Here is a 12,524-nt window from a genome sequence, read left to right as displayed (position 1 = left end):
ATTCAAATTACGGTGAAGATGCATCTGCAGGCCCAATCAAATCCCACAAATTCCCGTATAGATCTTTAAACACAGCAACCATTCCATACGGGGCTTGATTCGGTCCACGCACAAACTCAACGCCTTTGCGCTGGTAGCTTTCGAAATCACGTTGAAAATTATCCGTATGCAAGAAGCCCATCACGCGACCGCCGGTCTGATCGCCGACGCGTTCTGCCTGCGTGCTATTGCTAGCGCGTGCAAGCAATAACTTAGTTGTAGAAGCTGCCTCGCTTCCGGCAGGTGCTACCACCACCCAACGCTTATTTTGTTCGGCAATAAAACTATCTTCGATCAAAACAAAGCCGAGTTTCTCAACATAAAACAGTAATGCTTCATCGTAGTCGCGTACGACTAAGGTGATTAGTCCTAAGGTTTGTTTCATATCTTTAAAGCGTAAAATTGAGGCGCGCAATCGCTGCGCAAGTGACTACCCAAAAGGCATCAATTAAGGTTTGTTAGAGGTAGCGGCTGGTTTTGGTAGCACTTGTGACTTCGCATCAACTTTACTGCCAGGCTCAAGGATCTGCACGAAAATTTCGTCTTTTTTGACCATGCCTAATTCAAAGCGAGCACGTTCTTCGACAGCCTCGGTACCATTTTTCAAATCTTCGACTTCAGATTCAAGTTTGGCATTACGTTGTTTGAGTCCATCGTTCTTAACATGCGCCTCATTGACTTGCTTATCGAGTTCTGAAACGCGTAACCAACCGCCCTTACCCAGCCACAGTGGGTACTGGATCAAAATCACCAGAGCAAGCAAGATCAGAGTAATTAGGCGCATAGAGAATCGAAGGTCGAGAGCGTAGCCTAAAATCTGCTACGCCCTCGTTGACATCTTATTTCAAATTGTAGAACGCATCACGACCTGGATAGCTAGCGACTTCGCCCAAATCTTCTTCAATACGCAAGAGTTGATTGTACTTTGCCATACGATCAGAACGTGACATCGAGCCTGTTTTGATTTGCAAAGCATTCATACCCACAGCGATATCCGCAATGGTACTGTCTTCAGTTTCGCCAGAACGGTGAGAGATCACAGCTGTATAACCTGCACGTTTCGCCATTTCGATCGCTGCGAAAGTTTCGGTCAAAGTACCGATTTGGTTGATTTTGATCAAGATAGAATTAGCGATACCTTTTTGGATGCCTTCTTTCAAGATTTTCGTGTTTGTTACGAACAGATCGTCACCAACGATTTGTACTTTTTTACCGAGTTTTTCAGTGAGAATTGCCCAACCTTCCCAATCGCCTTCAGCCATGCCGTCTTCGATAGAGATAATTGGATATTTGTCGCACCATGTCGCCAACAAGTTGGTGAAATCGGTGGAAGACAAAGTCAAACCTTCGCCTTCCAAATGATACTTACCGTCTTTGTAGAATTCACTCGCAGCGCAGTCTAAGCCCAAAGCGATTTGCGTACCTGGTGTGTAACCCGCTGCTTCGATCGCTTGAATGATCAACTTGATTGCTTCTTCGTGGTTTTCAACGGAAGGAGCAAAGCCACCCTCGTCACCAACAGCAGTCGTCAAACCTTTGTCATGCAAAATCTTTTTCAAGCTGTGGAATACTTCAGCACCGTAGCGAATCGCTTCACGGAAGGTTGGTGCGCCAACTGGAATGATCATGAACTCTTGCAAGTCCAAGTTATTGTCAGCGTGTGCGCCGCCGTTGATGACGTTCATCATTGGCACTGGCAATTGCATTGCGCCGGAGCCGCCGAAATAACGGTACAAAGGCAAACCTGCTTCTTCTGCCGCTGCTTTAGCCACCGCCATTGACACTGCCAACATCGCGTTGGCGCCCAAACGGCCTTTGTTTTCTGTACCGTCCAAATCGATTAATGTACGGTCCAAGAAAGCTTGTTCATTCGCATCCAAGCCCATGATCGCTTCAGCGATTTCGGTATTGATATTTTCGCAGGCTTTCAATACACCTTTGCCGAAATAACGAGATTTATCGCCATCGCGCAATTCAATTGCTTCGCGTGAACCAGTCGATGCGCCTGATGGTACGGCCGCACGGCCCATTACACCAGATTCCAACAAGACATCACATTCCACTGTTGGATTGCCGCGTGAATCAATCACTTCACGACCGATAATATCTACGATAGCACTCATTCAATTTCTCCTAAACGATCAAATTACAGTAAATAAAGGTTCATGCTTAAGCAAGGATTACAAAAACTCAACTTCGACGATATAGCACTCTCTGTCAGAGTTCTATATGGTGCAGACAAATACCGCGAGTCGCGGCGCATTCATCGGGTTTATCGCCCCATGACATTCTGCGTCAGGACAGCGATTAAGGTAAAACCAAGCTTGCAAACCGATGATAAAAAATGCCTCGCAAAGCGTTTGCTCTGAGAGGCATTTTCTTAATTAAAACTAGATTCTAGGAATCCATTTTTCTTCACTACACGATCTAAATCCATCAATGTAGCTAACAACTCTTTCATACGCGCTAGTGGCACGGCGTTTGGACCGTCTGACATCGCTTGCGCAGGATTTGGATGGGTTTCCATGAACAGGCCTGAAATACCCACAGCTACCGCTGCACGCGCCAAAACAGGCACGAACTCTCGTTGACCACCTGACGAAGTTCCTTGACCACCCGGCAATTGCACAGAGTGCGTTGCATCGAACACCACTGGGCAATTTGTTTCGCGCATGATCGCCAACGAGCGCATATCGGAAACCAAGTTGTTGTAGCCGAAGGAAACACCACGCTCACAAGCCATGAAATTATCCTCTGGCAAGCCTGCTTCCTTCGCTGCCAAACGAGCTTTAGCAATGACGTTTATCATATCGTGCGGTGCTAAGAACTGCCCCTTCTTGATATTAACTGGCTTACCCGATTGTGCACATGCTTGGATAAAATCCGTTTGACGGCACAAAAAAGCAGGCGTTTGCAACACATCGACTACAGCTGCCACTGGTTTGATTTCATCGATTTCATGAATATCAGTCAGCACCGGCACATTCAATTGTTTCTTTACATCGGCCAAAATTTCCAAGCCTTTTTCCATACCCAAACCACGGAAGGAAGTACCAGAAGAACGATTCGCTTTATCGAAAGAGGACTTATAGATAAAAGGAATACCGAGCTCCGCCGTGATTTCTTTCAAAGCACCTGCCGTATCGAGCGCCATTTGATGCGATTCAATCACACAAGGGCCTGCGATCAAGAAGAAAGGATGATCAAGACCTACGTCAAATCCACATAATTTCATGCTGTTTTTCCTTCAGACTAGGTCGCGTATTAGGCTTGTTGTGCACGTTTGTGTGCGATAGCTGCTTTAGCAAAAGCCGTAAACAGCGGATGACCATCACGTGGCGTCGACTTAAACTCAGGGTGATACTGCACGCCCAAGTAGAAAGGATGCACGTCTTTCGGCAACTCAATAATTTCACACAGATCTTCTGTTGGCGTACGTGCAGAAACAACCAGACCAGCATCTTCCACGCGTTTCAGATAATGATTATTAGCTTCATAGCGATGACGGTGACGTTCTGTCACGACATTACCGTAAATATCCGCAGCTAAAGTATTTGGCTGAATTGCACAGGTTTGGGCACCCAAACGCATAGTACCGCCGAGGTCGGAATTTTCGTCACGCAACTCAACTTTACCGTCATGACTTTGCCATTCATTGATCAAAGCAACCACTGGCTGTTCTGTTTCCAAATCAAATTCAGTCGAGTTCGCTACAGATAAGCCGGCTTTGTTACGAGCATATTCAATCAAAGCGACTTGCATACCAAGGCAAATACCCAAATATGGAATCTTGTTTTCACGAGCATAGCGCGCAGCTAAAATTTTACCTTCAACGCCGCGCTTACCAAATCCACCTGGCACCAAAATCGCATCATACTTTTCCAAAGACTTCGTGCCATGAGCTTCGATTTCTTCAGAATCAACGTATTCGATATTCACGCGGCTTTCTGTATGGATGCCTGCGTGACGCAAGGCTTCAGTCAAGGATTTGTAAGACTCTGTCAAATCAACATACTTACCAACCATGCCGATGGTCACTTCTTCTTTTGGATTTTCCAAAGCGTAGATTAACTTGTCCCACATGCTGAGATCGGCTGGTTTTGCGGTCAAACCGAGCTTATCGCAAACGATACGATCCAAACCTTGGTCATGCAACATTTGAGGAATTTTATAGATCGTATCTGCATCCCATACAGAGATAACACCCTCTTCTGCCACGTTGGAAAACAGGGAAATCTTGGCACGCTCGTCATCAGGAATTCGGCGATCAGCGCGGCACAACAACGCATCAGGGAAGATACCGATTTCACGCAATTTTTGTACGCTATGCTGAGTTGGCTTAGTTTTCAACTCGCCCGCAGACGCCAAGTAAGGAACCAAAGTCAAATGCACAAATGCGGAAGAATTCTTACCTTGACGCAGGCTCAATTGACGTGCTGCTTCGAGGAATGGCAAAGACTCGATATCACCAACTGTACCGCCGATCTCAACCAAGGCAACATCAAAACCTGCTGCACCACGATGGATAAAATCTTGAATCTCATTGGTGATATGAGGAATAACTTGTACTGTCTTACCCAAGTACTCACCACGACGCTCTTTACGAATCACGGATTCATAAATTTGGCCAGTCGTGAAGTTATTCACTTTCTTCATCTTAGCAGTGATGAAGCGCTCATAATGGCCTAAGTCCAAGTCAGTCTCAGCGCCGTCATCTGTGACGAACACTTCACCGTGTTGGAATGGACTCATGGTACCCGGATCGACGTTGATATACGGATCGAGTTTGAGCATAGTGACTTTGAGACCGCGCGATTCAAGAATCGCAGCGAGAGAGGCGGCGGCAATGCCTTTGCCTAAAGAGGAGACGACGCCCCCGGTAACGAATACGAACTTAGTCATTGCAGAAGGTGCCCAACGGCACAAGCGGGAAATTCGAATTATACATCACGAACGATGTTATCGCACGGACACGCTGAAGATTTTTATGCAAGTGCAGGCTCAGATTTATTGTCTTAATAATATTTTTTAGTGATCCGACAAATGGACAGCAACAGCTACACGTGAGATTTTGTGCCTTCCGTTTTTAGTACACAGATACAATTGCTTAATCGGACTCGTTTGCGAGCTATCAAGGAAACCAACGATATGGAAAAATTTCATTTCTCATATGGATTCACCCCTCACCAACACCAGCTAACAAGGCCTGCCCCAGCACTGATAGCCTTCGCGAGCGCTCAACTACCGCAAACTGGGATCGGTGATTTTGTTATACGGCCAGTTCGAACTACAGACTTAGCCGACTGGTATGGATACCTTCAAAAAGAACAAGTGAAAGCACTGATGAGCTGGGATGTGAAAAGCCCCGAAGACCTTCAACAATTTATTCAATCACAATGGCACAACCCACAACAAAATCAGATTAAGTGGGCGATTACCGATCAAAGTCAGGACCGACTTATTGGAACGCTAGGCTTTCATAGTATCGACCAACAAAATGAGAGCTGTGAAGTGGCTTATGACCTCAATCCCAATTATTGGAATCGCGGCATCATCACGCAGGTCTGCCGCAAAATGACAGCTTGGGCACATGAAGAAATAAAGTTGCGGAGAATTGCCGCCAGCGTCATGCTTGAAAATCAAGGTTCACGCAGAGTCTTAGAAAAATCTGGATATAATCTGGAAGGAGTAATGCGCAGCTACCGCAAGGTCCGTGGCATACACAAAGACTATTGGCTGCTCAGCAGTCTCCGCAACATTTAATGCGCCCCATAAATATTTAGAAAAGAAAGCAAGCAATGCTCAAGTTAATTCAATGGCAATGGAATGAATATCATGATTTTCATCGCTCCAGAAAAAACCTTTTAATACATATCTTCGCGGTCCCCCTACTATTGATCGCAAATATCAATCTAGTCTGGGCATTAACTCAATCGGCATGGATACACGCGATTATTTCAGCTGGTCTAATGCTACTTTCCTTAGTCTTACAAGGAAAAGGTCACAAGATTGAAGAAACGCCGTCTATTCCATTTAGCAGCCCCCTTAACGCCATCTCCCGCTTGTTCGTCGAGCAATGGATCAATTTTCCACGATTTGTCGTCAGCGGTGGTTGGTGGCAGGCTTTCCGTTCTTCGAAGTAAAGTTTTGCAGGTCCTAGACCACAGGATGTGCTTTGCCTGGGACACCTATTTCAAATCGCCATCAGTTCGTCTCACTCGATTAAGCGCTAGTAACTAACTGACTAAAGCGACCGCGCATAAGGCAAATGCCAAGCCACGATGCCATCTAGGTTGCCGTGTGAGACATGTTGCAACCACATAACCCACAGCAAGCGTTGCAGTCGACGCCAACATCAAACCAAAGAAATACGCGAGACTTGATACCGATGATGGCATCTCTAGGCCATGTGGGACTCCATGCATTACACCAAATATGGCAATTACCAGCGCAGAAGCAAAAGTAGGTAACTGGCGAGCGGAAATCAGCAAGAGCGCCATCAATAGCAAACTCAGGACAATACCATTCTCAACGAAGCCCAAGCCTATTCCGTTCAAGCCAACAAAAAAACCCAAAGTAAGTGCCAATAAAAAACAAAGCGAGAAGAATTTAGCCTTCAAGCTCGAAACTCGGGATGAGAAACAAGCGACCGAAATCAACATCAGCAAGTGATCTACTCCCGTCAAAGGATGAAGAATTCCTGCACCAAAACCCGATCCTGCATGCTCGGCACTTTCATGAGCCGAAGCCCAAGATGGAAATATCAGCATCAAACCAACAGCAGTCAAATACAGCAAGAAGGCGAATCGCCTATCATTCAAAAATCGCATAGCTAACACCTCGCAAAATTAAAATTTTTCTGTCTCATACATAAACTAGTCACTAACCAAACACTCGTTAATCGCCTAACAAGCCTTGGTCACGAATAAACTCGAACACCGTTTCTAAGCCATCACCAGCGCGCAAATTCGTGAAGACAAAGGGCTTGTCGCCACGCATACGTTTCGCATCGCTAGCCATGATGTCGAGGTTGGCTCCCACATGCGGCGCCAAATCGGTCTTATTAATGATCAACAAATCCGAACGCGTAATTCCCGGCCCCCCTTTCCTTGGAATCTTTTCGCCGCCAGCGACGTCGATGACATAGATCGTCAGATCAGATAATTCGGGACTAAACGTCGCCGCCAAATTATCACCACCAGATTCCACCAAAATGAGATCCAAATTTGGAAAATCGGCAGACATACGCGCAATGGCTTCTAAATTGATTGATGCATCTTCGCGGATTGCGGTATGCGGGCAACCACCGGTCTCCACCCCCATTAAGCGTTCAGCTGGCAAGGCATCGGCACGCAGCAAGATTTCCATATCTTCTTTGGTATAGATATCATTGGTGATCACCGCCATGTCGTAATGATCACGCATGCGTTTGCAAAGCATTTCGCATAATGCCGTTTTACCCGAGCCTACCGGGCCACCTATTCCGACTCTTAAAGGCTCTTTCTGTCGCCCCTGCGGACTCACCATTTTGTTCTGCCCTTGCATTGCCAGATTCATCGTTTCCCCTCAATATTTTTCAAATTTCAATTTCTGTTGCGCCGAGGTTTTCTCTGCATGTTATTCGCTTCTTTAAACAAGCTTGTAAATCTAAGATCGATACAAACGGCTGTACTGCACTTCATGTTGCATCGACAGTAGTGAAAGTCCTGGCGCCCAATTTGAAAGTGCATCATCCTCCAACTGCATGGCAAGGTTCGAGGCATTCGCAATGTCGTCGCGCATAGACAATAACAAACGTTGTCCTGCAACTTGTCCTAACGGCACGGACTTTACACACACCAAAACTTGATTTTCGACCCAAGTGAACAAACTGGCATGAATCACAGCTTCCGCAGGAATTTGCAAGGCCACTGCAGCGCAAGCCATCGCTGTTGGTAGGGGAATATCGACCAACTGCTGCAAGCTCGCCATCGCCTCGTCATCAGCGATCGCGAGTTCCGCCACCAATTTCGCCAAGGAGTAACCCATTTGTACGGTCTCCGCGCGAAATTCCGCGGTGTCACGTGAGGCCAAAAACACTTCACTCCAATAACGCACTGCATCGCTATCTTGCTCATAAAAAGCGCGCATTAACCGCCACAACATTGGTGCTTCAAAGTACGCCACCACTTGATTTAAATAAGACGAAATCCACACTCGCGCGGTCTCGGCATCTTTCACCTCCCCACGTTCTATCGCCGTTTCGAGGCCCTGCGAATAACTAAACCCACCGATAGGCAAAGAGGGACTCGCTAATTGCAATAAATGAAGTAAGGCAGTGGTTTGCATGATCAGATGAGAGGAAGAAGGTCAAGAACCTAACTTTTCAGTTGGCGAATCTTCCGCTTTGTCTGAGGGACGATGAATCTTCTGACGTAGTGGTATCGGTGCCAATAGGGATGGAAAGCCATGATGATGTCCATCATCAGCGCCATGATGATGTCCTCCGCCATACGCGCCCGATTCAGGCTCAAAGCTCGCTAGTTCCTCTTGTACAGTCGCACCTAGGCCTTGCAGCATTTCTTTGAGCACAGGGTCTCTGCGGATACGCAAATAACCATCACCCAATTGTGCTTGTGTATGTCGATTACCTAAATGAAATGCGCAGCGCAAGAGCTGAAACGCATTTTCACATTGAACCCGATAACAAGCTTCTTCTGCAGCGACAATCTTCACTACTCTTCCATCATCGCCCACCATCAGATCACCATCGCGCATCACCGTTCCACGTACAGTAAACACACCAACTTCCTCACCATTGCTCATCTTTGCGCGCAATCGACTTTTTTCGCGCAAATCATATGGCAGGATTAATTCGGCAACGATCACCGCATCCTCTTTTTTTTCGTGCTCAAGCTTGGAATGAAGAGTCAACATAGCTTTTCCATCAAAATAAAAAATAGCGCTGCGCCATGGGCAGCACTGTGGCGGGTTCACAGACGAGATGCTCGCCGTCAGCACGCACCTCATAAGTTTCTGGGTCGACTTCCATTTTCGGTGCAGCGTCGTTATGTATCATGTCCGCTTTGCGTAAGCCACGGGTATTCTTAACTGCAACGACTGTTTTTTGTAGTTGCAACTGCTCGGCGATGCCAGCATCAAAAGCCGCTTGTGAAACAAAGCTCAAACATTTCTTCAGCGCGCCGCCATAAGCGCCAAACATCAAGCGCGAGTAGACCGGTTGTGGTGTCGGAATGGACGCATTAGGGTCACCCATTTGCGCGGCAGCAATCATGCCGCCCTTCAAAATCATGCTGGGTTTTACACCAAAAAAAGCTGGTTTCCACAACACCAGATCAGCGAGCTTGCCAATAGAGATCGATCCGACGATGTGCGAGATGCCATGTGTAATCGCAGGATTAATTGTGTATTTCGCGATATAACGTTTGGCGCGATAGTTATCGTGACGTGCATTGTCTTGAGGCAGGCTGCCTCGTTGCACCTTCATCTTGTGCGCCGTTTGCCAGGTCCGCATAATCACTTCACCAACACGCCCCATCGCTTGCGAGTCAGATGACATCATTGAGATCGCGCCGATATCATGCAAGATGTCTTCAGCGGCAATCGTTTCGCGGCGAATACGCGATTCCGCGAAAGCCACATCTTCAGTGATCGCGGGGTCCAAGTGATGACAGACCATCAGCATATCGAGATGTTCGTCTAAGGTATTGACGGTATAAGGTCTCGTTGGATTGGTGGACGAAGGCAGAACGTTTGATTCTCCAACTGCCGCAATAATATCGGGAGCATGTCCGCCGCCAGCACCTTCGGTATGAAAAGTATGAATTGTGCGATTCTTAAAAGCTGCAAGAGTATGCTCAAGAAAACCAGCCTCATTGAGCGTATCACTATGGATCGCAACCTGCACGTCGTAACGCTCTGCCACGCTTAAACAATTGTCGATGACGGCTGGTGTGGTGCCCCAGTCTTCGTGCAATTTGAGTCCGATAGCGCCGGCCAAGATTTGCTCTTCAATCGGCCCGGGCAAGCTGACATTACCTTTACCCAAAAAGCCTAAGTTCATCGGAAACGCATCAGCCGCTTGCAGCATCGAATGAATATGCCAAGGCCCTGGAGTACAGGTCGTTGCTGCGGTTCCCACCGCTGGCCCAGTACCGCCACCAAGCATCGTGGTGACGCCACTCATTAAGGCTTCTTCGATTTGTTGCGGACAGATGAAATGAATATGCGAATCAATGCCACCTGCCGTAACGATCATACCCTCACCGGCAATGATCTCAGTGGCGGCGCCAATGACAATATTCACTCCCGATTGAATATCGGGATTACCAGCTTTACCAATGGCAGCAATCAAGCCATCTTTCAAGCCGATATCTGCTTTAATCACGCCCCAATGATCTAAGATAACGGCATTGGTGATCACGGTATCCATCACCTGCGCATGCAATGCTTGCGATTGTCCCATACCATCTCGAATCACTTTGCCGCCACCAAACTTTACTTCTTCTCCGTAGAAAGCATAGTCGGCTTCGATTTCGATAAATAACTCGGTATCGGCCAGACGAATACGATCACCCTTTGTAGGGCCGTACATTTCTGCATAGGCTTGACGCGAGATTTTTGTCATTGCAGATCTCCCATCACTAAACCATTGAATCCGAATACTCTGCGAGCACCACCCAAACGCACTAATTCAACTGTACGCACTTGCCCAGGCTCAAATCGCACCGCTGTTCCCGCTGCAATATTCAAACGCATACCATAGGCAAGCTGACGTTCAAATTGCAAAGCAGGGTTGGTCTCAAAAAAATGAAAATGCGAACCTACTTGAATCGGTCTATCACCGCTGTTAGCCACTGCGACTGTCAAGCTCACACGTCCCGAATTCAATTCAATCTCACCCGCTTCAATCAACATTTCACCTGGTATCATGATTTCTCTATCGCTTCACTAATTCGTTAATTTGACGCTCAAGGAATAGGCTGATGAACGGTCACCAACTTCGTACCATCGGGAAAAGTTGCCTCAACTTGAATATCGGGAATCATTTCTGCAATCCCCGACATCACATCATCGCGCGACAAGATCTGGGTGCCTTCTGACATAAGTTGCGCCACCGTTTTACCATCGCGTGCGCCTTCCATAATTGCACATGTGATGAGGGCGATCGCTTCTGGATAATTGAGCTTCAGACCCCGTGCACGGCGCCGTTCAGCTAAGAGACCTGCAGTAAAAATTAATAATTTGTCGCGCTCGCGCGGGCTTAATTCCATAACCTTGCCTTCACCGAATTACCTTCATCAGATTGCTTTCATCACAGGCTTACACAAAAATAGCTTGTATTCTTGTTTCACCGACCAAAATCTAAAAGCAATTCCTATGCCATGAAGGCAGATCGCAATAAAACACCAAAAGCAAAGAATAGAGGCGAGAACGAGTGAAGCTTGCAGGTATCCCTGAGCTTATTTCCTGGTTAAAAAGTGGATTGGAATTACGTACGCCAGATTCTTAGATCAATCGCCTCACGTCCCACAATCGCGGGTCGTAGCATTTGCCAAGCGAGCAGCATAAGTTGACGTGCTCGCTCACTGGAACCACCGAGATAGCGCACAGAGATCAGGTGCTTAATTTGGGTGACCCCGAATTCCTCGTTGGCTTGCAGGATACCCTGTGCGGCTTCGCGCAGAGACTTGATCAGATGCACACTCACTATCTGCCCAACGCCGATCAAACTAGCATTAACGCTGTGCCCATGCAAACCAAATACACTTCGCATAGACGCGCTTGGTGCCGCAATCGCCCCTTGCTCAAACCACAGCAATTGTCCTTCGCGCTTAATCTGTACACGTTGCCGTATCAAACCTTGCTCGAATTGTTCACCCGAAGCGGTGCGCCCAAAGCATTGAATATCGCATAAGAAGCAGCTCGCATTCGCTGCCAGATCAATCTCTTGTTCGAGAGCGACGTGTGCTTGGTCGTAGAAGATACTCTCTTGTGGCATCCATTCAAAACATGCATCTGCCGCGATTTTAAAGCGTAGCGACTGCCGCGACACCTTGCCGTTTGATTTATACCATTTTGCAGCGCCAGGATTACTGATCAATGCATGGCTCGACTCACCTATCTCAAGATCAATTTCCAAAGCATCGCCACCAACCACACCTCCAGGTGGATGCAAGACCAACACGTGGCAAACGGCATCGCCTTCTGGATAAAGTGCTTTCTGTACGCGTAAGGGACCGAAATGTTGTCGCTTGGTTAGTCTCGTTGTTTGCGCATCACGACCAAATGTCAGACGTAAAGCCGCCCGCCATCCAGACTGGCTATTGCCATTGTCAATGGATGTAGCAAAAACAGGGGCGCTCGATGGTTGGAGCTCCGCTGATTCAGTTAAGACTGAAGTTGGTGATAAAGCATTCATACGCTTACTATAAACTGCGTTAGCGAAGCACGTCTTGCTTTTCGTTGTAGAAAACTTCTATTTT

15 protein-coding genes are annotated in these 12,524 nt (G+C 47.2%); 2 read left to right on the top strand and 13 right to left on the bottom strand.

The features are described 5' to 3' along the window. Positions 1–7 precede the first annotated feature (7 nt). The 5 genes from H8K36_RS12560 to H8K36_RS12540 all read right to left on the bottom strand — a co-directional run bounded on the left by H8K36_RS12560 (position 8) and on the right by H8K36_RS12540 (position 4,941). The gene (locus tag H8K36_RS12560) at positions 8–424 is read right to left on the bottom strand and encodes a VOC family protein (protein WP_186916823.1); all 417 of its coding nucleotides are present in this window, start codon (positions 422–424) and stop codon (positions 8–10) included. 63 nt (positions 425–487) lie between these two features. Continuing rightward, positions 488–823 carry a cell division protein FtsB gene (ftsB, locus tag H8K36_RS12555; protein ID WP_186916822.1) on the bottom strand — a complete coding sequence of 112 codons (336 nt, stop codon included), beginning with the start codon at positions 821–823 and terminating at the stop codon, positions 488–490. A 55-nt stretch (positions 824–878) separates the two neighbouring features. Next, on the bottom strand, positions 879–2,162 hold the full coding sequence (gene eno, locus H8K36_RS12550) for a phosphopyruvate hydratase (RefSeq protein WP_186916821.1): 1,284 nt from the start codon (positions 2,160–2,162) through the stop codon (positions 879–881). Between the two features lie 257 nt (positions 2,163–2,419). Next, the gene (kdsA, locus tag H8K36_RS12545) at positions 2,420–3,274 is read right to left on the bottom strand and encodes a 3-deoxy-8-phosphooctulonate synthase (RefSeq protein WP_186916820.1); all 855 of its coding nucleotides are present in this window, start codon (positions 3,272–3,274) and stop codon (positions 2,420–2,422) included. A gap of 29 nt (positions 3,275–3,303) precedes the next feature. After that, entirely contained in the window at positions 3,304–4,941 is a 1,638-nt protein-coding gene (locus H8K36_RS12540; protein WP_186916819.1) for a CTP synthase, read from the bottom strand. A gap of 246 nt (positions 4,942–5,187) precedes the next feature. Between H8K36_RS12540 and H8K36_RS12535 the strand changes: the two genes are divergently transcribed. Next, complete coding sequence (locus H8K36_RS12535; RefSeq protein ID WP_186916818.1) at positions 5,188–5,802, top strand: GNAT family N-acetyltransferase; 615 nt, start codon at positions 5,188–5,190, stop codon at positions 5,800–5,802. A gap of 35 nt (positions 5,803–5,837) precedes the next feature. Beyond that, entirely contained in the window at positions 5,838–6,182 is a 345-nt protein-coding gene (locus H8K36_RS12530) for a terminase (protein ID WP_186916817.1), read from the top strand. A 93-nt stretch (positions 6,183–6,275) separates the two neighbouring features. Here H8K36_RS12530 and H8K36_RS12525 read toward each other — a convergent pair whose 3' ends face one another. From H8K36_RS12525 to H8K36_RS12490, 8 genes are all read right to left on the bottom strand, one after another. Next, on the bottom strand, positions 6,276–6,869 hold the full coding sequence (locus H8K36_RS12525) for a HupE/UreJ family protein (protein WP_186916816.1): 594 nt from the start codon (positions 6,867–6,869) through the stop codon (positions 6,276–6,278). 67 nt (positions 6,870–6,936) lie between these two features. After that, on the bottom strand, positions 6,937–7,596 hold the full coding sequence (gene ureG / locus H8K36_RS12520) for an urease accessory protein UreG (protein ID WP_230404604.1): 660 nt from the start codon (positions 7,594–7,596) through the stop codon (positions 6,937–6,939). A gap of 90 nt (positions 7,597–7,686) precedes the next feature. After that, a complete protein-coding gene (locus H8K36_RS12515; protein ID WP_186916815.1) occupies positions 7,687–8,367 on the bottom strand; it encodes an urease accessory protein UreF in 681 nt (226 codons plus the stop codon). A gap of 21 nt (positions 8,368–8,388) precedes the next feature. After that, positions 8,389–8,955: an urease accessory protein UreE gene (ureE, locus tag H8K36_RS12510; RefSeq protein ID WP_186916814.1), complete on the bottom strand. Its 567-nt coding sequence runs from the start codon at positions 8,953–8,955 to the stop codon at positions 8,389–8,391. 10 nt (positions 8,956–8,965) lie between these two features. After that, entirely contained in the window at positions 8,966–10,666 is a 1,701-nt protein-coding gene (gene ureC, locus H8K36_RS12505) for an urease subunit alpha (RefSeq protein ID WP_186916813.1), read from the bottom strand. Then, entirely contained in the window at positions 10,663–10,971 is a 309-nt protein-coding gene (locus tag H8K36_RS12500) for an urease subunit beta (RefSeq protein WP_186916812.1), read from the bottom strand. The genes ureC and H8K36_RS12500 overlap by 4 nt, the downstream gene beginning before the upstream one ends. Before the next feature lie 38 nt (positions 10,972–11,009). Continuing rightward, entirely contained in the window at positions 11,010–11,312 is a 303-nt protein-coding gene (locus H8K36_RS12495; protein ID WP_186916811.1) for an urease subunit gamma, read from the bottom strand. A gap of 218 nt (positions 11,313–11,530) precedes the next feature. Further along, the gene (locus H8K36_RS12490) at positions 11,531–12,460 is read right to left on the bottom strand and encodes an urease accessory protein UreD (RefSeq protein ID WP_186916810.1); all 930 of its coding nucleotides are present in this window, start codon (positions 12,458–12,460) and stop codon (positions 11,531–11,533) included. Positions 12,461–12,524: the final 64 nt, after the last annotated feature.

Source organism: Affinundibacterium nitidum (assembly GCF_014284155.1).
Lineage (GTDB): Bacteria > Pseudomonadota > Gammaproteobacteria > Burkholderiales > Burkholderiaceae_D > Undibacterium > Undibacterium nitidum.
The sequence above is the reverse complement of the archived record's forward strand: the minus strand, read 5'-3'. Positions and strand labels throughout refer to the sequence as shown.

Bases quoted from the DNA above. Each gene is read 5' to 3' on its own strand.
- H8K36_RS12560 (WP_186916823.1), bottom strand. From the start codon at position 424: ATGAAACAAACCTTAGGACTAATCACCTTAGTCGTACGCGACTACGAT.
- ftsB (WP_186916822.1), bottom strand. From the start codon at position 823: ATGCGCCTAATTACTCTGATCTTGCTTGCTCTGGTGATTTTGATCCAG.
- eno (WP_186916821.1), bottom strand. From the start codon at position 2,162: ATGAGTGCTATCGTAGATATTATCGGTCGTGAAGTGATTGATTCACGC.
- kdsA (WP_186916820.1), bottom strand. From the start codon at position 3,274: ATGAAATTATGTGGATTTGACGTAGGTCTTGATCATCCTTTCTTCTTG.
- H8K36_RS12540 (WP_186916819.1), bottom strand. From the start codon at position 4,941: ATGACTAAGTTCGTATTCGTTACCGGGGGCGTCGTCTCCTCTTTAGGC.
- H8K36_RS12535 (WP_186916818.1), top strand. From the start codon at position 5,188: ATGGAAAAATTTCATTTCTCATATGGATTCACCCCTCACCAACACCAG.
- H8K36_RS12530 (WP_186916817.1), top strand. From the start codon at position 5,838: ATGCTCAAGTTAATTCAATGGCAATGGAATGAATATCATGATTTTCAT.
- H8K36_RS12525 (WP_186916816.1), bottom strand. From the start codon at position 6,869: ATGCGATTTTTGAATGATAGGCGATTCGCCTTCTTGCTGTATTTGACT.
- ureG (WP_230404604.1), bottom strand. From the start codon at position 7,596: ATGAATCTGGCAATGCAAGGGCAGAACAAAATGGTGAGTCCGCAGGGG.
- H8K36_RS12515 (WP_186916815.1), bottom strand. From the start codon at position 8,367: ATGCAAACCACTGCCTTACTTCATTTATTGCAATTAGCGAGTCCCTCT.
- ureE (WP_186916814.1), bottom strand. From the start codon at position 8,955: ATGTTGACTCTTCATTCCAAGCTTGAGCACGAAAAAAAAGAGGATGCG.
- ureC (WP_186916813.1), bottom strand. From the start codon at position 10,666: ATGACAAAAATCTCGCGTCAAGCCTATGCAGAAATGTACGGCCCTACA.
- H8K36_RS12500 (WP_186916812.1), bottom strand. From the start codon at position 10,971: ATGATACCAGGTGAAATGTTGATTGAAGCGGGTGAGATTGAATTGAAT.
- H8K36_RS12495 (WP_186916811.1), bottom strand. From the start codon at position 11,312: ATGGAATTAAGCCCGCGCGAGCGCGACAAATTATTAATTTTTACTGCA.
- H8K36_RS12490 (WP_186916810.1), bottom strand. From the start codon at position 12,460: ATGAATGCTTTATCACCAACTTCAGTCTTAACTGAATCAGCGGAGCTC.